Annotated in this window: 23 protein-coding genes and 3 tRNA genes; 11 read left to right on the top strand and 15 right to left on the bottom strand. The window is 29.7% G+C overall.

The annotated features are described in order from the left end of the window. Positions 1-62 precede the first annotated feature (62 nt). A complete protein-coding gene (locus KV700_RS04905) occupies positions 63-1,004 on the bottom strand; it encodes a hydrogen peroxide-inducible genes activator (protein WP_166381986.1) in 942 nt (313 codons plus the stop codon). A gap of 105 nt (positions 1,005-1,109) precedes the next feature. Here KV700_RS04905 and KV700_RS04900 point away from each other — a divergent pair, with 105 nt between their 5' ends. Then, positions 1,110-1,583, top strand: coding sequence for a Dps family protein (locus tag KV700_RS04900; RefSeq protein WP_166381988.1), 474 nt, complete (start codon positions 1,110-1,112; stop codon positions 1,581-1,583). 124 nt (positions 1,584-1,707) lie between these two features. On the opposite strand, the gene KV700_RS17235 is transcribed toward KV700_RS04900, so the two are convergent. The 3 genes from KV700_RS17235 to KV700_RS04885 form a co-directional block, all read right to left on the bottom strand. Beyond that, complete coding sequence (locus KV700_RS17235) at positions 1,708-2,352, bottom strand: acyloxyacyl hydrolase (protein ID WP_254712973.1); 645 nt, start codon at positions 2,350-2,352, stop codon at positions 1,708-1,710. Positions 2,353-2,385: 33 nt separating this feature from the next. Further along, positions 2,386-3,273, bottom strand: a complete 888-nt coding sequence (locus tag KV700_RS04890; protein WP_218599387.1) for a 3-hydroxybutyryl-CoA dehydrogenase — start codon at positions 3,271-3,273, stop codon at positions 2,386-2,388. A gap of 277 nt (positions 3,274-3,550) precedes the next feature. Next, positions 3,551-4,510 (bottom strand): Gfo/Idh/MocA family protein, encoded by a 960-nt coding sequence (locus KV700_RS04885; protein WP_166381992.1) that lies wholly within the window; start codon positions 4,508-4,510, stop codon positions 3,551-3,553. 211 nt (positions 4,511-4,721) lie between these two features. On the opposite strand from KV700_RS04885, the gene KV700_RS04880 reads away from it, so the two are divergent. Beyond that, positions 4,722-5,363, top strand: a complete 642-nt coding sequence (locus KV700_RS04880; RefSeq protein ID WP_166381994.1) for a protein-L-isoaspartate(D-aspartate) O-methyltransferase — start codon at positions 4,722-4,724, stop codon at positions 5,361-5,363. Here the strand turns inward: KV700_RS04880 and KV700_RS04875 are convergent. The 4 genes from KV700_RS04875 to KV700_RS04860 all read right to left on the bottom strand — a co-directional run bounded on the left by KV700_RS04875 (position 5,360) and on the right by KV700_RS04860 (position 8,442). Then, positions 5,360-6,598: an ATP-binding cassette domain-containing protein gene (locus KV700_RS04875; RefSeq protein ID WP_218599386.1), complete on the bottom strand. Its 1,239-nt coding sequence runs from the start codon at positions 6,596-6,598 to the stop codon at positions 5,360-5,362. The genes KV700_RS04880 and KV700_RS04875 overlap by 4 nt on opposite strands. Before the next feature lie 41 nt (positions 6,599-6,639). Further along, a complete protein-coding gene (locus KV700_RS04870; protein WP_218599385.1) occupies positions 6,640-7,065 on the bottom strand; it encodes a DUF2147 domain-containing protein in 426 nt (141 codons plus the stop codon). Positions 7,066-7,154: 89 nt separating this feature from the next. Further along, positions 7,155-7,682 carry an HAD family hydrolase gene (locus KV700_RS04865; RefSeq protein ID WP_218599384.1) on the bottom strand — a complete coding sequence of 176 codons (528 nt, stop codon included), beginning with the start codon at positions 7,680-7,682 and terminating at the stop codon, positions 7,155-7,157. 61 nt (positions 7,683-7,743) lie between these two features. Beyond that, positions 7,744-8,442, bottom strand: a complete 699-nt coding sequence (locus tag KV700_RS04860; RefSeq protein ID WP_166382003.1) for a Rossmann-like and DUF2520 domain-containing protein — start codon at positions 8,440-8,442, stop codon at positions 7,744-7,746. Between the two features lie 75 nt (positions 8,443-8,517). Between KV700_RS04860 and KV700_RS04855 the strand changes: the two genes are divergently transcribed. Further along, complete coding sequence (locus tag KV700_RS04855) at positions 8,518-9,675, top strand: PLP-dependent aspartate aminotransferase family protein (protein WP_218599818.1); 1,158 nt, start codon at positions 8,518-8,520, stop codon at positions 9,673-9,675. Between the two features lie 38 nt (positions 9,676-9,713). On the opposite strand, the gene pckA is transcribed toward KV700_RS04855, so the two are convergent. After that, positions 9,714-11,324, bottom strand: coding sequence for a phosphoenolpyruvate carboxykinase (ATP) (gene pckA, locus KV700_RS04850; RefSeq protein WP_166382007.1), 1,611 nt, complete (start codon positions 11,322-11,324; stop codon positions 9,714-9,716). Between the two features lie 384 nt (positions 11,325-11,708). Between pckA and bshB1 the strand changes: the two genes are divergently transcribed. The 4 genes from bshB1 to KV700_RS04830 all read left to right on the top strand — a co-directional run bounded on the left by bshB1 (position 11,709) and on the right by KV700_RS04830 (position 14,530). Then, the gene (gene bshB1 / locus KV700_RS04845) at positions 11,709-12,425 is read left to right on the top strand and encodes a bacillithiol biosynthesis deacetylase BshB1 (protein ID WP_218599383.1); all 717 of its coding nucleotides are present in this window, start codon (positions 11,709-11,711) and stop codon (positions 12,423-12,425) included. A 54-nt stretch (positions 12,426-12,479) separates the two neighbouring features. Continuing rightward, positions 12,480-12,555 (top strand) — tRNA-His (locus KV700_RS04840). 364 nt (positions 12,556-12,919) lie between these two features. Continuing rightward, a complete protein-coding gene (locus tag KV700_RS04835; RefSeq protein ID WP_166382011.1) occupies positions 12,920-13,879 on the top strand; it encodes a transketolase family protein in 960 nt (319 codons plus the stop codon). 48 nt (positions 13,880-13,927) lie between these two features. After that, a complete protein-coding gene (locus tag KV700_RS04830) occupies positions 13,928-14,530 on the top strand; it encodes a porin family protein (protein ID WP_218599382.1) in 603 nt (200 codons plus the stop codon). A gap of 522 nt (positions 14,531-15,052) precedes the next feature. Here the strand turns inward: KV700_RS04830 and KV700_RS04825 are convergent. After that, complete coding sequence (locus KV700_RS04825; RefSeq protein WP_218599381.1) at positions 15,053-15,928, bottom strand: FKBP-type peptidyl-prolyl cis-trans isomerase; 876 nt, start codon at positions 15,926-15,928, stop codon at positions 15,053-15,055. Between the two features lie 79 nt (positions 15,929-16,007). Here KV700_RS04825 and KV700_RS04820 point away from each other — a divergent pair, with 79 nt between their 5' ends. After that, positions 16,008-16,388 (top strand): RNA-binding S4 domain-containing protein, encoded by a 381-nt coding sequence (locus KV700_RS04820; RefSeq protein ID WP_218599380.1) that lies wholly within the window; start codon positions 16,008-16,010, stop codon positions 16,386-16,388. Next, on the top strand, positions 16,385-16,888 hold the full coding sequence (locus tag KV700_RS04815) for a phosphoribosyltransferase domain-containing protein (RefSeq protein WP_218599379.1): 504 nt from the start codon (positions 16,385-16,387) through the stop codon (positions 16,886-16,888). Before KV700_RS04820 ends, KV700_RS04815 begins: the two co-directional genes overlap by 4 nt. On the opposite strand, the gene KV700_RS04810 is transcribed toward KV700_RS04815, so the two are convergent. Beyond that, the gene (locus KV700_RS04810) at positions 16,880-17,395 is read right to left on the bottom strand and encodes a shikimate kinase (protein ID WP_218599378.1); all 516 of its coding nucleotides are present in this window, start codon (positions 17,393-17,395) and stop codon (positions 16,880-16,882) included. The genes KV700_RS04815 and KV700_RS04810 overlap by 9 nt on opposite strands. A 97-nt stretch (positions 17,396-17,492) precedes the next feature. Here KV700_RS04810 and KV700_RS04805 point away from each other — a divergent pair. Both KV700_RS04805 and KV700_RS04800 read left to right on the top strand, forming a co-directional pair. Beyond that, positions 17,493-17,565, top strand: a tRNA-Lys gene (locus KV700_RS04805). 48 nt (positions 17,566-17,613) lie between these two features. Next, a tRNA-Leu gene (locus KV700_RS04800) sits at positions 17,614-17,697 on the top strand. A gap of 97 nt (positions 17,698-17,794) precedes the next feature. Here KV700_RS04800 and KV700_RS04795 read toward each other — a convergent pair. The 4 genes from KV700_RS04795 to KV700_RS04780 form a co-directional block, all read right to left on the bottom strand. Beyond that, positions 17,795-18,544, bottom strand: a complete 750-nt coding sequence (locus tag KV700_RS04795; protein WP_218599377.1) for a LytTR family DNA-binding domain-containing protein — start codon at positions 18,542-18,544, stop codon at positions 17,795-17,797. Position 18,545: 1 nt separating this feature from the next. Then, entirely contained in the window at positions 18,546-19,391 is an 846-nt protein-coding gene (locus tag KV700_RS04790) for a metallophosphoesterase (protein ID WP_218599376.1), read from the bottom strand. Between the two features lie 4 nt (positions 19,392-19,395). Beyond that, a complete protein-coding gene (locus KV700_RS04785; RefSeq protein WP_218599375.1) occupies positions 19,396-21,342 on the bottom strand; it encodes a histidine kinase in 1,947 nt (648 codons plus the stop codon). 266 nt (positions 21,343-21,608) lie between these two features. Then, complete coding sequence (locus KV700_RS04780; protein ID WP_218599374.1) at positions 21,609-22,703, bottom strand: hypothetical protein; 1,095 nt, start codon at positions 22,701-22,703, stop codon at positions 21,609-21,611. Positions 22,704-22,727 lie beyond the last annotated feature (24 nt).

The raw sequence follows: 22,727 nt of genomic DNA, 5'->3' as shown, positions 1-22,727 counted from the left end.
AAAAAAAAGGAAGCTATTTTAGCTTCCTTTTTTTTATGATTTAAAAATAGTTTTAATACTGTTTATTTTTTCTGCAAAGGACTAATAATTTTTACATCAGAAAAAGAAATAGCACCTCTAACAACACCATCTATCGTTTTCTTTAAGGCTTCAATTAATTGCATTTTTAATTGTGATTTATGGTAAATTAAACTCACTTCTCTTGCGGGAGGAGGTGTTGTAAATTCACGTAAATGACTTTTATCAATCTCATTTAAGTCTAAAGTATGTAAATAAGGTAGCAATGTCATACCTAAACCTTCTTTAGATAGTTTAATTAAGGTATCAAAACTTCCGCTTTCTAATTGAAACCCTTTTTTGTTATCAATTTTATGTGTTCTACATAAATTAATAACGCTGTCTTTAAAACAGTGCCCATCTTCTAGTAATAAAATATCTTCCATTTCTAACTCTTCGGCAGTAATGGTTTTGTTTTTATATAAACGATGGTTTTGTGGTATTAAACCAACAAAAGGCTCGTAGTATAGAGGCCTCTCTTTTATAGCCTCATTTTCTAAAGGTGTGGCAGCAAGACCTGCATCTATATGTCCATCAGTTAATTTTCTTATAATTTCTTCCGTAGTTAATTCTTCTATAATTAACTTTACTTTCGGGTATTTTTTTGTAAAATTTTGCAAAAACATAGGCAATAATGTAGGCATAACTGTAGGGATAATTCCCAATCTAAATTCGCCTCCTATATATCCTTTTTGTTGATGAACAATATCTAATATTCTGTTACTTTCATCTACAATTACTTTTGCTTGTTCTACAATTTTTTTACCTACTTCTGTTAATTCAATTGGTTTTTTAGATCTATTAAATATCTTAACACCTAATTCATCCTCCAATTTTTGAATTTGCATACTCAGTGTAGGTTGAGTTACGAAACTATGTTCTGCAGCAACCGTAAAATTCTGGTATTCTGCAACAGACAAAACGTATTTTAATTGGGTAATAGTCATTTTGTATAAAAATTTTTGATAAAGATATTAAAACTATCAATTATAATTATTCTTTATCTGGTTAAATTTCTCATAAATTTGATGTATCAATAAAAAAAAGATAAAATGAACAAATCAATTTTAGGATTAGACAAAAAAGAAACTGCAAATTTAGTAGATGAATTAAACGGTTTGTTAGCGAATTTTCAAATTTATTATCAAAGTTTAAGAGGTTTACACTGGAATATTAAAGGGAAAAACTTCTTTGAATTGCATGTAAAGTTTGAAGAATTTTATACAGATTCTCAAGTAAAAATAGATGACATTGCAGAACGTATTTTAACTTTACAAGGCAAGCCTTTACATACTTTTACAGATTATATTAATTTAGCAATAGTACCTGTAGGAAAAAATATTTCTAATGATGTAGAAGCAGTGGAGTTGGTTGTAAACTCGCTTTCTGAATTATTAAAAGTTGAAAGAACTATATTAGACTCTTCAGATGAAGCAAATGATGAAGGTACAAACTCTATGATGAGTGATTTTATTGCAGAACAAGAAAAAACAATTTGGATGTTAAACTCTTGGTTAGGTAAATAATTTTAAAAAGATAGAAACGTATTATACTAAATTAGTTTCAGTATCTTATTACATTAAAAATTAATTCCTATTAGAACTAAAGTAAATCTTAGTTCTAATAGGAATTTTATTTTAAGGATAGTCTTTATTTTAGAGCATAAGAAACACCAACTTCCAAACCTAAAAAAGTATATCCATTATTTGGAGACTTAAAATCTAGGTTAGAAACGTGCCCAATATTACTTCCAATATACAAAGCTATTTTTTTTGTAGTTTTATAAGAAAGTCCTAAAGAGGCATTTTCTAAAAATGTAAAACCTTTTGCTAAACGCTCTGTTCTTGTGTCTATGGTTGCTATACCTAAACCTGCTGTAAACTGAAAATCTAAATTTTTAATAACTTCTTTTTTTATCACAAAGCCCAATTCAAAAGCATATAAATGCATTGTTTTAGGCGTTGTAAATTCAATTATTTTATCTTCAAAATTTTCTTCGGAAGGTAATACAAAATAAGAGTTCAGTAATTGATGTTTTATAACCTGTATTTGTGGTTGAATAATCAATTCAAAATCAAAAGACCTCCATTTTCCTAAGTTGTAAAAAGCTTGTAACTTTAATGTATTTGAGGTGTATTTGTAATCTTCATCTTCAAATATAAAGTTTTTAGCATTTACATTATTATACAAAATTCCAACCTTTTTAATGTTTAGAATCCCTTTTTTGTTCTCTTGCGCATTTAAAGAATAGATGAGTATAAAAAATAAAAAAAATAGATATTGTTTTTTGTCCATCTAATTAGATATTGTTGCTCTTGTGTCTAGAGATTAAGAAAACATTTTAGCTACTTTTTCAGCCTTTCTACTTTCTGAATAATCATAAAAACCTTCACCAGATTTTACACCTAATTTACCTGCCATTACCATGTTTACTAATAACGGGCAAGGAGCATATTTAGGGCTTTTAAAGCCATCATACAAAACATTCATAATAGACAAACAAACATCTAAACCAATAAAATCTGCCAATTGCAAAGGCCCCATAGGGTGTGCCATTCCAAGTTTCATTACCGTATCAATTTCTTCTACACCAGCAACATTATTGTATAAAGTTTCTATAGATTCGTTAATCATAGGCATTAAAATTCTGTTAGCCACAAAACCAGGATAATCATTTACTTCCACCGGAATTTTACCAACCTTTTTAGAAAGTGCAACAATGGTTTCCATTACCTCATTAGAAGTATTGTAACCTCTAATAATTTCTACCAACTTCATAATTGGCACAGGGTTCATAAAATGCATTCCAATAACCTTATCTGGTCTGTTGGTTGCTGCTGCAATTTGCGTTATAGAAATAGAAGAAGTATTGGTAGCTAAAAGGGTATTTTCATTACAAACTTCATCTAATTCTTTAAAAATTTTTGCTTTTAAAACAGCATTTTCAGTAGCTGCTTCCACAACTAAATGAGCATCTTTAACCCCGTCTTTAATAGAGGTAAAAGTGCTAATGTTTTTTAAAGTCTGAGTTTTATCTGCTTCAGAAATTTTTTCTTTGGCTACCATTCTGTCTAAATTTCTAGTAATGGTGTCCATTCCTTTTTTTAAAGAAACTTCAGAAATGTCTATTAAACTTACTTTATAATTATACTGTGCAAAGGTGTGAGCAATTCCATTTCCCATGGTTCCGGCTCCAATAATAGCTATGTTTTTCATATATATTCTATTTATTTGGGCGTTTTATCGGGCTTTCGCTACTCGCTTTTTTCGTACCTCAAAAGAGCTCAAACAAACCGCTCAATCCCTAACGCAATTATTTGTAAACCTTAGTATTTATTCAAAAACTATTCACTTTTTTAAAAGGAAATATCCGTTCGTAGTTGTTTTTAAATCAACAGCCTAGTCCTAAAGGGAGCGAGGTATATTTCCTATATAAATATTTTAATTTTAATACGCACTTTAGTCAAATATAACACTTGTTTATTACTTGTTATTAAAAACAATCAATAATCATTTGTGCAACTTTTAATGCTTCTGTTCCTTGTCTTAAACTTACTACAGGAGATGTGTTGCTTTTAATTGAACTAGCAAAAGATTCTAATTCATCTAAAATAGCGTTGTTATTTTCTACTTCAGGGTTTTCAAAATAAATCTGTTTTTTAACACCTTCTGCATTTTGTAAAATCATTGCAAATTCATCTGGGTTTGCAGGCACATCTTTCATTCTAACAACTTCAGATTCTTTACTTAAAAAATTAACAGAAATATAGGCATCCTTTTGAAAAAAGCGAGATTTACGCATGTTTTTCATAGAAATTCTACTTGCAGTTAAATTAGCCACACAACCGTTTTCGAACTCAATTCTTGCGTTTGCAATATCCGGAGTTTCAGAAATAACAGCCACACCACTTGCGTGTACATTTTTAACTTGAGATTTTACAACAGAAAGAATAATATCAATATCATGAATCATTAAATCTAACACTACTGGCACATCTGTACCTCTTGGGTTAAATTCTGCCAAACGATGACATTCAATAAACATAGGGTTTTCAATTTGATCCTTTACAGCTGTAAATGCAGGGTTAAAGCGTTCTACATGACCAACTTGTCCTAGAACATGAAACTGACTTGCCAAAGTTTTTAAAGCTTCTGCCTCAACAACAGTTTTAGTAATTGGTTTTTCAATAAATATATGACGTCCTTTTTCAATAGCAGATTTAGCGCAATCAAAATGAGATAAAGTAGGTGTTACAATATCTACAACTTCAACAGCATCTATTAAAGCTTCTACAGAATCAAAAGCGGTATAGCCAAATTCTTCTGCAACATTTTTTGCATTTTCTTTGGAAGGATCGTAAAAACCAACTAAGTTGTATTTGTCTGATTGTTGTAATAATCGTAAATGAATTTTTCCTAAGTGACCAGCACCTAACACTCCTACTTTAAGCATATATAATATTTTTAGTCTCTCAGAACAAAGTAAAAATAACCGTTTTAGTGTAATTGTTATTTTATGACTACTTACTTTGTAGTAAATAGGTTCATTATAAAGACATTAATTTATTTTTTCTGATTTAAAAATCAGCCAAAAACAAAGATACAATTTTATGCTTATGTATATGGATTAATTACTATTTTTAGACTCCAGAAATTTATAAAATTTGAAAGATACTTCTAAACACCAAGGCCTTAGAAACCAACTTGCTAGAGTGCTAAATGCAAAAGGGATTATTGATAAAAATGTATTGAAGGCAGTGCGTAACATTCCTCGTCATCTATTTATTGATAGTAGTTTTGAGTCTCATGCTTATCAAGATAAAGCTTTTCCTATTGCAGCAGAGCAAACTATTTCTATGCCTTACACGGTAGCTTTTCAATCACAAACATTAGAAATAGAGCCTGGTGAAAAAGTATTAGAAATTGGTACTGGTTCTGGGTATCAAACCGCTGTTTTGTTAGAGTTAAAGGCAGAAGTGTACTCTATAGAAAGACAACGAGAGTTGTTTAAGAAAACGTCTCTTTTTTTACCTAAATTGGGGTATAACCCCAAACGATTTATTTTTGGTGATGGATATATAGGTTTAAAAGAAGAAGCACCATTTGATAAAATTATCGTGACTGCTGGTGCTCCTTTTGTTCCTAAACCTTTATTGTCTCAATTAAAAGTAGGAGGTAAGTTATTAATTCCGGTTGGTGACAAAACACAAATAATGACTTTATTTATTAGAAAATCTGCTACAGCGTTTGAAAAACACGAATTAGGAGATTTTGCTTTTGTACCGATGTTGGAAGAAAAGAACTAACTATTTTCTTTAACCTTACCTACAGAGCCATTTATACTCGGAAAAAGCTCATAAATAAAATTAGGTTGTAGGTTTTCTACTTCTCTATGAGAAACAAAAAGTATAGTGGTATCACTTTCTTTTACAATTTTATTAATTAAAGCAACCACAATTGCAGTTCCTTGGTTATCTAGATTTATTAATGGTTCATCTAAAATTAATAATGGTGGATGCTTAATCATAGCTCTAGCTATTAAAACCAATCTTTGAGTAGCTGCTGTTAGGTCTTGAAAAGAGCTATTTCTTTTGCCTTTTAAATTTAACAACTCAAGCCAATCATCTGCTGTTTTAATTTGAAGTGTAGTTGGGGTTTGGTATAGACCAACGCTATCATAAAAACCTGAAAGCACCATTTGCGCAACTGTAATTTTGCGTTTAAATAATTCTAATATAGCAGGGCTAAAATAACCTATTTTCTCTTTAATTTCCCAAACACTTTCTCCAGATCCTTTTTTCTTACCAAACAAATAAACTTCTTGTCTAAAAGCTTTTACATTATTTCCATAAATCATGGATAAAATAGTGGTTTTTCCAGAGCCATTAGGACCTATTAAGTGCCAAAATTCATTTTTATTGATGGTCCAATTAATGTTCTTTAAAATACATCTTTCATCATATTCTACATTTACATTTTGTAAGGATATAAGTTGGTTTGGTATGTTTTTGTAAAATGTAATTGGTTTAGGAACTTCTCCGGTAAAACTAAAGTTAGTTTCTTTAAAAGTGTATTTTTCTATAGGAATATTCTCAATAATCTCATCGTTTTCAATTTCTAAAACATGTGTTATTATTGGTAAAATTTCTTCTTTTCTACTAAAAAGCTGAATTAAAGTAATTTCTGAAGATAATGCAATAAGATCTTCTTTTAAATTAGAGACAGAAGCAATGTCTAAACTTTCAAACGGACTGTCTAAAATTAAAAAGTCTGGTTTCTGTTGCAATAAATAGTTTAGTAAAGCCTTTTTTTGCTCTCCACTAGATAAGGTTCTAATGCTTCTCTTTTCTTTACTTGTTAAGGTTTGTTTGCTGTGTTTATCTTCTTCATCTATAAATCTATCTAAAATAGAATTTGAAAATAAAAGCCCTTTTTTGTTTTTTAAATTAGGGAAACTATGTATCCCTTTTAAGATATTTTCTACCAAAGAACTTTTAGCAGAAAGATTTTTGCTTTCAATTGTAAAATGGGTATTATCCATAATGATTTTAATAATTTAAAAAAAAAACTGAATTATATAATTTATAAAGCTCTTTCCCAGTATGTCGTTTTTCCAAATAATGAAAGACCAATATAACCACGGACTTTTAATTTATTTGGTTTTACTAATTCAACATAACTTTTGTAAACCTTACCATTTCTTGGATCTAAGATTGTACCTCCAGACCATTCATCACCATCTTTTTGTAGACCAGATAAAATATTTAAACCTAAAATTGGTTTGTCTTTATTAACTCCTTCACATAAACTACAAACAGCTGTTTTTCTGTCAGGGTTTTTTATGTCTATTATTTTTGCAAAAGCTTTTCCATCTTTTTCATAGATTTCTACAACAGAGTCAACTTTACCTGTTTCATCATTTTTAGAATTCCATTTTCCAAAAATTGTTTGTGAACTCATAGTAAAAGAAGTAATTATAAGTACGAATGTTAAAAGAGATTTTTTCATGTTTTTTGTTTTATAAAGACCTCGATAAGCGAGGTCTAATTTATTTAATTGATTTGTAAGTTATCGTTTTAAATTAAACGAATAGATATTTAGTCATATTTTGCACTAAAATTATTTTCCCATTTTCCTTGAACACGTAAAATTTGTTCAATAACGTCTCTCACGCAGCCTTCGCCACCTTTTTTATAAGAAATATATTTAGAAACTCCTTGTATTTCTGGCGCTGCATCATTTGGGCAACAAGGCATACCTACTAATTTCATAACAGGGTAATCTGGTATGTCATCTCCCATATACAATACATTTTCTGGTTTTAAATTGTATTTTTCTACCAATTCGTTGTATTGCTTAATTTTATCGTGAGCGCCTAAATAAATATCTTTTATACCTAAGTTGGCTAAACGGGTTCTAACACCTTCGTTTTTTCCTCCAGAAATAATACAAACATTTAAGCCTTTATCAACAGCCGTTTTTAAAGCATAACCATCTTTAATATTCATGTGTCTTACTAATTCTCCATCTGGCATAATGGTAACCATTCCGTTGGTGAGTACGCCATCTACGTCAAAAATTAAAGTATTTATTTTGGGTAATAATTGTTTGTAACTAATTTCCATATATATGTTTTATAAAACTTCTCAACTGCGTTAGAAGTGACATTATTTGTTTAAAATAAACTTAATCAATTGAACTCTGAATTGATTTTGTTAAAAGTTGATAGATTTCTTGTTGATTTACATCTAACAAATCTAGATGATTTTTTATTGTTTTTTTATCTTTTCTAACTGCAGGTCCTGTTTGTGCTTTTGTTGGAGATAAAGATGCTATTTTAGATGCTGTTTCTTTAATTAAAGGAAGCAAAACCTCAAAAGGTACTTTATGCTCTATACAAATATCATTCCCAATTTTATAAAGGTGGTTGGTAAAGTTATTTACAAATACAGCTGCAACATGCAATGCTTTTCGTTGTTCAGAGTTTATTAGGTAAATTTTTTGTCCTATTGCTTTTGCAACATCATTAAGTAATTGTTGGTCTTTTTTATTGGTAGCTTCTAAGCAAAAAGGTACGTCATTAAAATGAACATTCTTTCCTTTAGAAAAAGTTTGTAACATGTAAAAAACACCTTTGTTATTTTTGTTTTTTAACTCGCTAATAGCACATCCACCTGAGGTGTGTACTACAAGTTTATTTTTTATTTTAGAAGAAACTTCTGCAATTGCATCATCTGAAACAGCAATAATTGTAAGATCTGCTGCTGGGATATTCTCTAAATTTCTAGAACTAATTTGCGTAATAGCAATAGTATCAGCTTTTAAAAAAGCAGTATGTAAATGTGTAGCTACATTTCCAGTTCCAACAAGTAATACAGATATCATAGAACGAAGATATTGTTTTTTTTAGAGGATTACACAAGTAATTATTAAATTAGCAATCATAAAATAATGATAGAAATGAAAGAATCTAAGAAATTTGGAATTAACACTACATGTGTGCATGTTGGAGAAGTAAAAGACGAACAGTTTAAAGGAGCGGTTTCGCCTATTTATACTGCTACATCTTATGCTTTTGATGGCGTTGATGTAAAACGATATCCACGTTATTTTAATACTCCAAATCAGGAAATGTTGCACAAGAAAATTGCAGCTTTAGAAAAAACGGAAGATGCTTTGATTTTTGGTTCTGGTATGGCGGCAATTTCTGCGGCATTATTTGCTTTTTTACAAAAAGGAGATCATGTGGTTATACAGCAAGTAATTTATGGAGGAACGTATAATTTTATTGTATCAGAATTTGATAAATTCGGAATAGAATATTCGTTTACAGAGTCTGATAAAGTAGCAGATTTTAAACCTTTAATTAAAGATAATACCAAGGTTTTATACATAGAAACACCATCTAACCCGTTATTAGGGATTACTGATATGAAAGCAATTGCAGATTTGGCAAAAGAAAACGGAATTTTAACCATGATAGATAATACGTTTGCATCACCTATTAATCAGAATCCGATAGATTTTGGAATTGATATTATGTTGCATTCTGCTACTAAATACATGGGAGGGCATTCTGATATTTCTGCGGGAGCAATTGCAGCTTCAAAAGAACACATTGAGAAAATTTGGAAAACAGCCATCAATTTTGGCGGGAATTTAAGCGATCAAACGGTTTGGTTGTTAGAAAGAAGTTTAAAAACATTGAATTTACGTGTAAAAGAACAGACTAAAAATGCGCAGAAAATGGCAGAATTTTTAGAAAGTAATTTAGATATTGATACTGTTTATTACCCAGGATTAAAAAGTCATCCGCAGTATGCGTTAGCAAAGAAACAAATGAAAGGTTTTGGTGCAATGATGTCTTTTGAATTATCTGAAGGAATTGATGCTATGAAGTTTCAGAATCATTTACAGTTAATAAAACCTTCTATGAGTTTAGCTGGTTTAGAAAGTACAACCGTAAGTCCGGTACAAACAACACACGCTTTATTGAGTGAAGAAGAGCGTTTGGCAAGAGGAATTAAGGACGGTTTAATTCGTTTTTCTGTGGGGATAGAAGAAGTAGAAGATTTAATTGAGGATATTTTACAAGCCATAAAAAAAGCAAAGAGTTAAAAACTCTTTGCTTTTTAAAATGAAAATTTGTTAGAATTTTACATGTGATCTAATTTGTGGTGTTCATCAATTAATGGACCACCTTCAATGATGTGTTCTGATGCTTCGTTTGCAAATTTCTCAAAGTTTAAGTGGAAGAAATGTGCTAAATGAATTGCTTTACTAATGTAAGCACCTTTGTTTATCCAAGTATTCATTGGGTTTAACATTTCGGTAGGAACATTAGGACAGTATTTTGGCATAAATAATCCGAAAATAGGGTGTTGTTCAAATTCGATATTATCTAAACTTCCGTTTAAGATTTCAGTAATCATTGCTCTAGTGTATTTTAATTTAATACGAGAACCAGTTCCGTAAGGACCTCCAGACCAACCTGTGTTAATTAACCAAACATTTACACCTGCTTCTGTCATTTTTTTACTTAACATTTCAGCATATTTTGTTGGGTGTAATGGCATAAAAGGTTCACCAAAACAAGCAGAGAATGATGGTACAGGCTCTGTAATTCCTGCTTCTGTTCCTGCTACTTTTGCAGTATAACCAGAGATAAAGTGGTATGCAGCCTGACCAGGAGTTAATTTAGAAACTGGAGGCAATACACCAAAAGCATCTGCAGTTAAAAAGAAAATATTTTTAGGGTTACCTGCATAAGAAGGTTTTGCAATATTATCTATGTGATAAATTGGGTAACTTACACGTGTATTTTGTGTAATTGTGCTATCCATATAATCTACATCTCCTTGTTTATCAAATACTACATTTTCTAATAAAGCACCTGGCTTAATCGCTCTAAAAATATCTGGTTCTTTTTCTTCAGATAAATCAATTACTTTAGCATAACAACCACCTTCAAAGTTAAAAATGTTGTTTTCAGCTGTCCAACCATGCTCATCATCACCAATTAATTTTCTGTTAGGATCTGCAGATAAAGTTGTTTTTCCTGTACCAGATAATCCAAAGAAAATTGCAGTATCTCCATCTTCCCCAACGTTTGCAGAACAGTGCATTGGTAATACATTTTTTTCTATTGGTAACACTAAGTTTAAGGCAGAGAAAATACCTTTTTTAATTTCTCCTGTATAAGCAGAACCACCAATTAAAGCAATTTTATCTGTAAAGTTAATGATAGAAAAGTTTCCTTGACGAATTCCGTATGCTTTAGGATCATCACAAACATAACCAGGAGCACATAAAACTAACCACTCTTCACTAAAATTAGCTAATTCTTCTTCAGAAGGTCTTAAGAACATATTAAATACAAATGAACTAGACCAAGGAAATTCTGTTACTGTTCTAATATCTGTTTTATAAGTTGGGTCTGCACAAACAGAACCATCTCTTACGTATAATTCTCTGTTAGATAAGTAATCTACTACGTTTGCTTTTAATTTATCGAAGTTTTCTTGAGAAACTGGTTTGTTGGTTTTTCCCCACCAAACTTTATCTGTTGTATAAGCATCTTTTACAATAAATCTATCTTGAGGAGATCTACCAGTAAATTTACCAGTATTAACAGCTAAAGTTCCATTTTTAGTTTCTTTACCCATTCCTTTTTCAATAGTAATTTTTTGAAGTTCAGCAGGAGATAAGTTCCAATTTACAGTTACGTTCTTCAGACCGTAAGTTTCCATGTTTCTGTTAGTTTCCATAATTTAATTTTATATTTATTAATTAATGTGTATTACAATTGCCAATTTATTGACGTTTATATTATTGTTTTTCTATACTGTAAAATTACTCACATTATAGAGTTTGTTTTATGACATATATCATACCTCTAAGCTGGCGTTAACTTTTATGATAATCCTAACAAAAAGAAGTGAGCTTTATATAAAATTAAATACGAAAACGTAATAGAAATAATTTCTTGTTACGTTTCTTTAAAAATTGATTATTTTTGATGATTCAATTTATTTTTTTGTTATAGAATAATTAATAAAAGGATGAATTTGTTGTCTATTTTTAAGGCAATCGGACAGTTTTTAGAACAAAAACTGATAAAACATTAATTTATTTTAATAAGTACATTATATATGAAATTAGATATTTTGGCTTTTGGAGCCCATCCAGATGATGTGGAATTGGGTTGTGGAGCAACCATAGCAAAAGAAGTTTCCTTAGGGAAAAAGGTAGGGATTGTAGATCTTACAAGAGGTGAATTAGGTACTCGAGGATCTGCAGATTTACGAGATATTGAAGCTGCTAATTCGGCAGATATTTTAGGGGTTTCTGTGCGTGAAAACCTAAGGTTTTCTGATGGTTTTTTTACAAATGATAAAAAGCATCAATTAGCCATTATTAAAATGATACGAAAGTACCAACCAGATATTGTTTTATGTAATGCTATTGATGATCGTCATATAGACCATCCAAAAGGAAGTAATTTAGTTTCTGACGCTTGCTTTTTAAGTGGTTTAGTAAAAATTGAAACAGAAGTAGAAGGAGAGTTGCAAGAAAGATGGAGACCCAAATTAGTGTATCATTATATACAATGGAAAAATGTAACACCAGATTTTGTAATGGACGTTACCGGATTTATGGATATTAAGAAGAAATCTGTGTTAGCATATACTTCTCAATTCTATGATCCGACAAGTAATGAGCCAGAAACACCAATTACAAGTAAGAATTTTACAGATAGTGTAGATTATAGAGCAAAAGATCTAGGAAGATTGATTGGAGTAGAATCTGCAGAAGGTTATACTACAGAGCGTTATGTGGCTGTTGAAAATTTAAGTAAATTAATTTAATATTTTATTTTGTTGAATTAGAAAAAAGATATATATTTGCAGCCGCAATTATATGGTGGTTGTAGCTCAGTTGGTTAGAGTATCGGTTTGTGGTACCGAGTGTCGCGGGTTCGAGTCCCGTCTTCCACCCAAAAAACAAAGCTTCTTAGAAATAAGAAGCTTTTTTTGTACCTAAAGTTTTTTTAGAAATTAAGTAGGGACGAGAAGCTTATCTTGAGCAGTGACGAAAGGAGTCCCGTCTTCCACCCAAAAACAAAGCTTCTTAGAAATAAGAGTTTTTTTGTGTCCATACTTTTTTATATTAGTTTTTTAAAATTGATAACTAGTTAGTTAACTAAAATTATAAACCAAATTTCAACTCTTTTAGAGAGGCTTTTATAAAGCTTGCTTGTAATATTTTAAAAGTCTTTGCCTATTATCTGTTTTCTCTTCTCTAAAGCAAAATAAAAGTTTATTTTTACGCAAATTTTACAACACAATACAACACAATTATAATGAAAAAATACACGTACACAGAAAAGAAAGACACTCGTTCAGGTTTTGGAGATGGTTTAACAGAGTTAGGTAGAACAAACCCTAACGTAGTTGCCTTATGTGCAGATTTAATTGGTTCTTTAAAAATGGATCAATTTATTAAAGAAAACCCTGAAAGATTTTTCCAGATTGGTATTGCAGAAGCAAACATGATAAGTATTGCTGCTGGTTTAACAATTGGAGGTAAAATTCCTTTTACGGGTACGTTTGCTAACTTTTCTACTGGTAGAGTGTATGATCAAATTCGTCAATCGATTGCATATTCAGATAAAAATGTAAAAATTTGTGCATCTCATGCAGGTCTAACCTTAGGAGAGGATGGAGCAACACACCAAATATTAGAAGATATTGGTTTAATGAAAATGTTGCCAGGAATGACAGTAATTAACACGTGTGATTATAACCAAACCAAAGCAGCTACAATTGCTATTGCAGAACATGAAGGTCCTGTTTACCTACGTTTTGGTCGCCCAGTTGTGCCTATTTTTATGCCAGATTACAAAGATGAAAAATTTGAAATAGGTAAAGGAATTCAATTAACAGAAGGTACAGATGTTACTATTGTTGCTACCGGTCATTTAGTATGGGAAGCTTTGCAAGCTTCAGAACAATTAGAAGCACAAGGAATATCTGCAGAAGTAATAAACATACATACCATTAAACCTTTAGATGAAGAGATAATTTTAAAATCTGTTGCTAAAACAGGTTGTATTGTAACTGCAGAAGAACATAATATTATTGGCGGTTTAGGAGAAAGTGTTGCTAGAACATTGTCTTTAAACACTCCTACACCACAAGAATTTGTAGGTACAAAAGATACTTTTGGAGAATCTGGTACACCTGCACAATTAATGGAAAAATACGGTTTAAATGCAGTATCTGTTGTGGAAGCTGCTAAAAAAGTAATTTCTAGAAAATAAATACGTTATACTTTAAAGATCTTAAATAGTAACCTAAAATAATAAATGATGAAAAAAGTAATTTTAATTTTTTGTTTGGCTTTTGGATATACTCAAGTGTCAAATGCTCAAGTTGATTTTGGTTTAAAAGCAGGTGTAAATTATAATAATGCTGGAGAAGACTCCTTTAAAAACTCTACGGATGATATTGTAGATGGAGCTACTGCTAAAACAGGCTTTCATGCAGGTTTGTGGTTTAGAGGTAATCTTACTGATAATGGTTTATATATAAGACCAGAAATTGTTTATACACAGGTTAAAACAGAATTTGAACAACAAAGTGGTTCAGAGGATTATTCTTTTAAAAAACTAGATGTACCTGTTTTATTAGGTCATAAATTTTTAGGTTTTGCAAATGTTTTTATTGGTCCTTCTTTTCAGTACATTTTAGATGATGAAATTAATTATAGAAACATAACGTCAGATGATTTTGATAAATTCTCTTTAGGGCTTCAAATGGGAGCAGGAGTAGAGTTTGGTAATATTGGTATAGATGTACGTTGGGAAAGAGGCTTGTCTAGTAACGAGGCTAAATTTGCTAATAATATTTCTAATTTTACCGTAGATAACAGAACGAATCAAATAATATTTGGACTTTCTTTAAAGTTGTAAATAAATACGATATTTAATATTAAAAAGCTCTTGAAATTTTCAAGAGCTTTTTTGTTTTCTGTTGTTTTACAATCTATATGTAATAGAAATGTAAATGGCCTTTTAATATTTATTTGGCATTGTAAGCCTCTTTCTTTTATAATGTATTCTTTCTGTAAAAGGATATTAAGTTGCTCGTTGTGTATTTCTATTTTTAGTAAACTTACAAAGGTTATATTATACTATTTTAACCTAGAACCTCTTTAAATTTAATATAGATGTAAAACGCTACTCATTTAAAATCTAAAATCTTTAGAATAGATCTCGTTTTATCAATAATAAAAGCTTTTAAATACTCTATATTCAATTTATAAAATTAGTTAAAAGAAGTGCATCAATCTTTATAATAGAGCTTAATTAACTTGTTTTCTTACTTATTACATTTTCTAAAGTTTTTTATTCGGTTGTTTTTATAAAAAGGGGGGGAATTGGACAAAAAAAAACTCTTAATTTCTTAAGAGTTTTTTTGTTTTTTTTTAATCTTTATTTTATATCCGGATTCAAGTAATCTGGTAAAGTAGTATTGTTTGGGTCACTAAAATCATTTGCAGGATTTCCATCGTTATTTGCGTCTTCATTTTTAGTTAAAACGCCATCATTATCGTCATCAGCATCAAAATAATTAGGGACACTATCTAAATCAGTATCGTCATTTCTGGGATCTCCATTATTGTCAGGATCTTCCATTATAGAAGGTACTCCATCATTGTCATGGTCTGTATCTTTTACAAAATCATATAAATCAATATAAAAGAAAATACATTCATTAGGTAAAATATTACCACTTCCTGCATTTCTGTATGCCAATCCAGAAGGAATAAATAAAATTCCTTTTCCTCCGTTTTCATAGGTAATAGGACCATTATCGGTAATATTGTCTCCTCCTTTAAAATTCTTAAAGCCATAAGCCCAACCTCTAATAACGCTATTAAGAGTAAGCCATAAACCGTCGTTAGCATCAAATACAGTACTAATATTTTCTGTGTTTAAAATTCTTTGTCCAGAATACTTTACAAAAACAGAATCCATAACCGTTGGTTTTCCTTTTTCTATTGTAGGAGTACCTATGTTGTTTACATAATAATATAATGTATAGTCAATATCATTTTCTTTAATACTCATAGATTTAAGGTTTTCCTTATCATCATATAAAGCTGTTTCTCCAGGAACGATTGCTTGTACGGTTTTCAAATCAGTATCAAAATAATGATTTTTTAAAAACTGAACTAAAGTATCATTATCTATTAAAGCTTGTGCTTCGTGATTAAAATTTTCTATTGTTATAGAATTTGTGTTACTACAAGAATATAGTATAATTGAAATAATTGCAAAAGCAAAAATATTTTTTATTTTGTTCATTTAATCTTAAAATTAGAGCGTGCAATTTACCAATTTTATACCTTTGTAAAAAGACAAACATTGTATTTTAACTATTTTTATGAGAATTGATAAATATTTGTGGTGTATTAGGGTTTTTAAAACAAGGAGTTTAGCCTCTACAGCTTGTAAGAAAGGACAAGTTAAGATAGATAAAAAAAGCTTAAAGCCTTCTAAAGAGGTATTTGGAGATGAATTGATATTCGTGAGAAAAAATCAAATCAATTATCAAATAAAAGTTTTAGATTTACCGGAAAGTAGGGTTGGGGCAAAAATAGTAGATCTTTATAGAAAAGATGTTACGCCTAAAGAGGAGTTTGAGAAAACAGACCTCTTAAAATATGCTAAAGACTACTATAGAAAGAAGGGAACAGGTAGGCCAACCAAAAAAGACAGAAGAGATATAGACGATTATCAAGACGATACAACAGAAGAGATATGACAACATCAGGTAGCATTATATTAAATCAATTGCAAATTTCTCAAAAAATAAGAAGAATTGCGTATCAGATTTACGAAACTAATAGTTCTGAAAAAGAAGTTGTACTTGCAGGTATTGTAGGTAATGGTTTTATTTTTGCGGAAAAATTAAAGGAAGTTTTACAAGAAATATCACCTTTACAAGTAACTATCTGTAAGGTTAATATTGATAAAAAAAATCCTTTAAAACCGATTACAACTTCATTAAATACGGAAGATTATAAAAATAAATCTTTAGTTTTAGTTGATGATGTTTTAAGTTCTGGTACTACGCTAATTTACGGAATTAAGCATTTTTTAGACGTGCCTTTAAAAAGGTTTAAAACAGCTGTATTGGTAAATAGAAATCATAAAAAATACCCTGTAAAGGCAGATTTTAAAGGAATTTCTCTATCTACTTCTATTAAAGAACATATACAAGTAGAATTTTCTGCAAAAGAAGCAATTGCTTATTTAGCTTAATAAAATTTCTAATTCTTCTGCAACTTCTTTTTTAGTTTTATCGTCTATTTTTACAATCGTTTTTGCTTGTTCATAATAAGGGCGTCTCTCAAAAAGATGCTTTGCAACAAACTCAGGAATTTGGTCATCGTCTAAAGATGCTATTAATGGTCTTTTAGCTTTTTTTCTTATTAATCGTTCTATCATCGTTGCAGTGCTACCTTGTAAATAGATAGATTTAGCATCAGAATTATTAATTTCTTCCATATTATTTGCATAACAAGGTGTTCCTCCTCCTAAAGCAAGAATATAATTTTCACCTTTATTAAGAATTTCTTTCAAATATTTGCTTTCAATCAACCTAAAATAGATTTCTCCTTTAGTTTTGAATATTTCAGCAATAGACATTTTTTCTTTTTCAATAATATAATCATCTAAGTCTAAGAAATTAATTGACAGTGCTTTAGAAAGTCGTTTACCAATACTAGATTTTCCGGAAGCCATATAACCTAAAAGTACTATTTTCATCTATTTGTGTTTTTATGCAAATATCTATAAAAAAAAATCAATTTAATGCTAATTATTCCAATGTTTGATAGTATATTTGCAACCGGTTTACAAAAAAGACCTGGTAGCTCAGTTGGTAGAGCATCTCCCTTTTAAGGAGAGGGTCCTGGGTTCGAGCCCCAGCCCGGTCACAACAAAAATGTTAAGCAATATGCTTAACATTTTTGCTTTATACAAATGCGCACGTGGCGAAATTGGTAGACGCGCAGCCTTGAGGGGGCTGTGTTCGCAAGAACGTGGAAGTTCGAATCTTCTCGTGCGCACTTAAAGACTTCTTAGATCTTATTAGTTTAATTTCCTTTATTTTCTTAAAACGAACCGGTTTACTTCAATAGTAATAAATGGTTTTTATTATCTTTTTTAGAAAGAATTTAATACTTCTAACACTTCAGTTCGTTTTCTTACAGAAACCGGTATGTTAGATCCCTCTGTAAGCATTAGATAACCACCATCAGATTTAATAAATTCTTTAATAAAGGTAGTATTTACTAAATGACTTTGGTGTACTCTTAAAAAGCCGACTTCCTTTAACATATCTGCATAATATTTTAATGTTTTAGAAACGAGTATTTTTGAGCTGTCTTTAAAATAAAAGGTAGTATAATTATTATCAGACTTACAACGGATTATATCTTCAATATTTACCACAATTATTTTTTCTGAAGTATGTAGAGATATTTTACTGGGCTTATTATTAGGAGCCGTTACTGCTTCTTGCAAAACATGCAGTTGTTCTTTATCTGGCTGAATTTGGCTTTGCGCTTTTTCTATTGAAATAGCCAAATCTTCATCTGAATAAGGTTTTAAAATATAATCGATTGCGGCAAACTTAAATGCCTTAATAGCAAAAGCATCACTTGCAGTAACAAAAATAATTTTCGATTTTAAATCAGGAAAAATTTCTAGAATATCAAAACCTGTTCCGTCTCCTAACATAATATCTAAAAACAAAATATCGGGTTGTTGTTTGCGTAACAATTTTGCAGCTTCTACAACCGATTTTGCTTTTCCAATAATTTTAATTTCTGGATGATTGTTAGAAATATCAGTTGCTAACATTTCTAGTGCTACAGGTATATCATCTACTAAAATAGCGGTTAGTTCATTCATATTATGCTTCTTCTTCTAATTCAAAAATGGTTATTTCTGGTCTTACATTTAATCTTACTTGGTATAAATTTCCGAGTGCTCTATTTATATATAAAGTTCTTCCATCATACAGGTCAAATTGACCAGAGGAGTATCTTTTGTTTTCTACAGGTAGAATAGGTGGGTTTAAAAAAGGAGGTTTTACTTGTCCTCCGTGTGTGTGTCCAGACAAAATCCATCCTTTATAATTATTCCAAACATTTAAGTCGCAAACATCTGGGTTATGGCATAGAACTACATTTGCTTTTTTAGCATCGTACCTATTCATAACATTTACAGGATTAAAATTAGAACCCCAATAATCATCAATACCAAGAAAATTTAAACCATTAAAACTAATTTCATCGTTTCTTAGAATAGTAATGTTTTTTCGATCTAAAATATTAGATATAGTATCTGCAACCTTTGGTTCTAACCAATTAATACCATAGTCATGATTTCCTAAAACTCCTGCAGTTCCTAGTTTTCCGTTTACGGCATATTTAAAAACTTCTTCTAATTGATTAAATTGTTCTGGTGTTTCATAAGAAACAAAATCGCCCGTATACACTACAAAATCTGGATTGTAAAGACTTGCTTTTTTAAAAGAATCAATAATATATTTACGATCAAATTTATTTCCCACATGAACATCACTAATTTGCATTAATGTTTTTCCTATTAAGTTTTTTGGTAAATTTTTAATGGGCATTTTTACGTGTACAAATTCCAACCAAAAAGGTTCTATTTGCCAAGAATAAAGTCCACCCACAATACTTGCTCCAATTCCTGTAAGTACAGTGTTTTTTATAAATTTTCTTCTTTCCATTTTTTTAGTAATCTGTTTTTAGTGGAATCTTAAACCCAACTTTTGTTCCTTTTATTTCATTTTGTACTTTTATTTCTTCAATAGAAAATGAGTTATACTTCGATAAATGCTGAATCCGCTCTTTAGTAACTTCTAATGCTACAGATTGATGATTCGATTTCAATTTTTCTTTTTTAGATTGATGAAAACCAATTCCATTATCTTCTATTGTAAAATGTAAGAATCTATTTCTTACTTCAAAAAGAAGTTTAATTTTTGCATCAGTTTTATTAGGCTGAAAAGCGTGTTTAATACAGTTTTCTACAAAAGGTTGTAATAACATTGGCGGAATTAAAATTTCTTCTGCATCTATGTTATTTAAGGAAGTTTCAATGTGATACTCAAAAGATTTTGAATTCATGTTTTGTTCTAAATCTAAATAGTTTTTTAAAGTATCTATTTCATCTTCTAAGCTAATTTCTTCTAAACGAGAGTTGTTTAAAACACTTCTTAAAAGGACTGAAAATTGTGAAATTGTCTTATTTAATTCTTTAGAATTTCCAGAATTACCAAGCGCTTTTATTCCGTTTAAAACATTAAAAATAAAATGCGGATTCATTTGTAACTGTAAAGCTTTCTGTTCTAAAGTTAGTAAATGATTTTCTACTTTTAAAGTATCCATTTTTTGCTGATTTTTTTTATTCAGCTTTCTTATATATAGCTCAACAAAAAGCGCTAAAAGCAGACATAAAATGGCTCCACATAATATTATAAACCATGCTTTTTGATAAATAGGTGTTTCAATAAAAAATGAAAAAGTTATTTTTTTACTAAGCAAACTACCTTCTTTAGATTGCACTACAAATTGATAGTTGCCTGCTTTTAAATTTGCAAAATCAACTTTATTTTGAGAACTCCAAGGCGTAAAGTCATTGTTTAATAGGTAACGGTATTCGATGTTTTTTGGGTTCTTTAAATCTATTGTTTTAAAAGAAAATGAAATGTTATTTTCATTTGGTTTTAAGGCTAGCTTTGTTTGGTTTAAAGAATCTATTAATTTATAATTAACAGCAACACTTTCTATAAACACTTTTGGATTAATCATTGGTATCTCAGTACTATATTTGTACAAACCGTTGTTTATACTTCCTACCCAAATAGACTTTTGCTTGTCTTTAAAAACAGTGTTTACTTGGCTGGAAATAGCTGTGTTGTATTTGTTTATTTTTCTTTTAAAAATGTAGGTGTTGGCTTCTAAAACATCAATGCCATTTTTATTGGAGGTTACCCAAATTTCATCATTTAACTTTCTAATAGATGAAATTTTTTCTAAAGTAGAAATACTTTTAATAATGGTATTCTCATTAAAAATTTTTAATTTATTAGTAGCTGTTGCTGCAATTAAATAATTGTTATTTAATAAAAGAGAAGTGGTATTTTCTTGTATAATTTTATCAGCTTTTAAAGGTTTGTATAACTTGTCTAAACTCCATAAACCTTTTATAGAAGCTATATAAATGGTGTTATTCTTAGAAATAATATCATTAATAATAGAAAAATCTATTTGAGTGTTTATTTCTAAAGGTTGTATGTAATTTTCTTTTAATTCACAAACACCTTGTACAGTAGCTAAAATAATTTTATTATGAATCGATCTTATTTTTAAGATTTCTTTACTCTCAAAAAAGGTAGATGTATTATTTTGAAGGACCAAAAGCCCGTTTTTTAACCCGATATAAATTTTATCTTTTTCAATAAAAATACAATTTACTTTTTCTTGCTTGTAGTTGGTGAAATTTACACCATCAAATTTTGAGTATCCTTTATCGGTTGCAATCCATAAATAGCCTATTTCGTCTTGATTAATATCATTTATAGTGGTTGATGGTAATCCATCTGAAATAGAGAAGTTTTGTAAATTAAGATTTTGAGAATGTGTGGAGTTTATCAGAAAAAAAATAAGAAAAAACATTAAAATTAGCAGGTTTCCACTTATTCTCCTTTCAGAATGACGTTGTGAATATAAAATTGTAAATAATATTTTCATGATTACAAACTTACTAATTTAAACGTCATTACTTTATTTTAAATTTTTTGTAATAACGTTTAATGGTTAAAATATTTTCCTTCATTTTTTAGCTCAAGACCTTTAAAATTGTAATTGCTATGTAATGGAAATCTAAAATACAACGTTTTTTAATTTCTAAAAACGTTGTATTTTACAGTTTCTATTTTAATTTATTTTATAGCATACAAACGTTTGTTATTTGTATCTGGTGCTACGTGTTCTAATTCTCCATACGGTTTAATTAAAGGCTTTAAAACCACCAAGCCTGTTGTTCTACCTCTAATAATTAAAGTACTGTTTTTTCTACTCCAGGTCCATCTATATTTATCTAACGGAATGTTATAATTGTTCATTTCTACCATTAATTCATCGTTTTGTTCAATCCAATCCATCACTTCTTTTTCTGAAGTAAATATTGGCATTTCATTGTCTGTGTTGTGGTAACCAAATTCCCATTTAATGGGTATAGCAAACTGTGTTGTATATGCTTCACCAATATATCTTTCTTCTTCATTATTTAAAGCATCATACCAATTAATGTCTTTTATTTCTGGATATTTATTAGCAATTTCTTTAGATAAATCTATCTTTCCTGGAGAATGAGCTGTAGGATAAAACACATAATAAGGTTGTGCTAAATAATAGTTAGAAAATTTACCGCTAAAAATAGTGTAATATGGAGATGCAATTACTTTAGGTAATGTTTGCGCAGATAAAGCATCTTTTAGCGTTTTTAATAGGGCTTTATTTTCGACTAATCCAGAAGCATGAAAAACTATTCTGGTATCATTATTAACTACATTTTTTAGCGATGGTAATGTACCTTGTTTAATTGTTTTTCTTAAAGTTTCTGCGGTAATTTTATCACCTTTAACAATGGTTTCTAGATTCATACCTTTATAAGGATTGCTTTTATTTACAATATGAACATCACCATAAGGGTTTCCGTTGTCATTTTTATTTAGCCAAACAATTATTTCTTCTAAAGAATACTGGCCGTCTATTATTTTGATGTTTTTTTCTTCAAAATAACTTCTAGCATTTGCATAATAGGTTTCATCACCTACATCAAAACCTGCAATAAAAACAATTGGTGCTCTAGAGGTAACTTTTACGGTAGATTCTTTTGCAATAGGAGTAACGTTGTTTGCTAGAACAACAGCTTTATTTTCTTTTATTATTTTCTTATTATCACAACTGATAAATGGACTGCTCAATAAAATTATACCTGCTGCAAATACTGATTTTTTTAATATAGTTTTCATAATTTCTACGTTTTTAAGTGTTAA

The sequence above is a fragment of the Polaribacter sp. NJDZ03 genome, from assembly GCF_019263805.1.
Lineage (GTDB): Bacteria > Bacteroidota > Bacteroidia > Flavobacteriales > Flavobacteriaceae > Polaribacter.
This window is presented reverse-complemented; position numbering and strand designations above follow the sequence as displayed.

Excerpts from the sequence above, each read along its gene's own strand:
- KV700_RS04905 (WP_166381986.1), bottom strand. The coding sequence starts at position 1,004 with ATGACTATTACCCAATTAAAATACGTTTTGTCTGTTGCAGAATACCAG.
- KV700_RS04900 (WP_166381988.1), top strand. The coding sequence starts at position 1,110 with ATGAACAAATCAATTTTAGGATTAGACAAAAAAGAAACTGCAAATTTA.
- KV700_RS17235 (WP_254712973.1), bottom strand. The coding sequence starts at position 2,352 with ATGGACAAAAAACAATATCTATTTTTTTTATTTTTTATACTCATCTAT.
- KV700_RS04890 (WP_218599387.1), bottom strand. The coding sequence starts at position 3,273 with ATGAAAAACATAGCTATTATTGGAGCCGGAACCATGGGAAATGGAATT.
- KV700_RS04885 (WP_166381992.1), bottom strand. The coding sequence starts at position 4,510 with ATGCTTAAAGTAGGAGTGTTAGGTGCTGGTCACTTAGGAAAAATTCAT.
- KV700_RS04875 (WP_218599386.1), bottom strand. The coding sequence starts at position 6,598 with ATGGATAATACCCATTTTACAATTGAAAGCAAAAATCTTTCTGCTAAA.
- KV700_RS04870 (WP_218599385.1), bottom strand. The coding sequence starts at position 7,065 with ATGAAAAAATCTCTTTTAACATTCGTACTTATAATTACTTCTTTTACT.
- KV700_RS04865 (WP_218599384.1), bottom strand. The coding sequence starts at position 7,682 with ATGGAAATTAGTTACAAACAATTATTACCCAAAATAAATACTTTAATT.
- KV700_RS04860 (WP_166382003.1), bottom strand. The coding sequence starts at position 8,442 with ATGATATCTGTATTACTTGTTGGAACTGGAAATGTAGCTACACATTTA.
- KV700_RS04855 (WP_218599818.1), top strand. The coding sequence starts at position 8,518 with ATGAAAGAATCTAAGAAATTTGGAATTAACACTACATGTGTGCATGTT.
- pckA (WP_166382007.1), bottom strand. The coding sequence starts at position 11,324 with ATGGAAACTAACAGAAACATGGAAACTTACGGTCTGAAGAACGTAACT.
- bshB1 (WP_218599383.1), top strand. The coding sequence starts at position 11,709 with ATGAAATTAGATATTTTGGCTTTTGGAGCCCATCCAGATGATGTGGAA.
- KV700_RS04835 (WP_166382011.1), top strand. The coding sequence starts at position 12,920 with ATGAAAAAATACACGTACACAGAAAAGAAAGACACTCGTTCAGGTTTT.
- KV700_RS04830 (WP_218599382.1), top strand. The coding sequence starts at position 13,928 with ATGAAAAAAGTAATTTTAATTTTTTGTTTGGCTTTTGGATATACTCAA.
- KV700_RS04825 (WP_218599381.1), bottom strand. The coding sequence starts at position 15,928 with ATGAACAAAATAAAAAATATTTTTGCTTTTGCAATTATTTCAATTATA.
- KV700_RS04820 (WP_218599380.1), top strand. The coding sequence starts at position 16,008 with ATGAGAATTGATAAATATTTGTGGTGTATTAGGGTTTTTAAAACAAGG.
- KV700_RS04815 (WP_218599379.1), top strand. The coding sequence starts at position 16,385 with ATGACAACATCAGGTAGCATTATATTAAATCAATTGCAAATTTCTCAA.
- KV700_RS04810 (WP_218599378.1), bottom strand. The coding sequence starts at position 17,395 with ATGAAAATAGTACTTTTAGGTTATATGGCTTCCGGAAAATCTAGTATT.
- KV700_RS04795 (WP_218599377.1), bottom strand. The coding sequence starts at position 18,544 with ATGAATGAACTAACCGCTATTTTAGTAGATGATATACCTGTAGCACTA.
- KV700_RS04790 (WP_218599376.1), bottom strand. The coding sequence starts at position 19,391 with ATGGAAAGAAGAAAATTTATAAAAAACACTGTACTTACAGGAATTGGA.
- KV700_RS04785 (WP_218599375.1), bottom strand. The coding sequence starts at position 21,342 with ATGTTTTTTCTTATTTTTTTTCTGATAAACTCCACACATTCTCAAAAT.
- KV700_RS04780 (WP_218599374.1), bottom strand. The coding sequence starts at position 22,703 with ATGAAAACTATATTAAAAAAATCAGTATTTGCAGCAGGTATAATTTTA.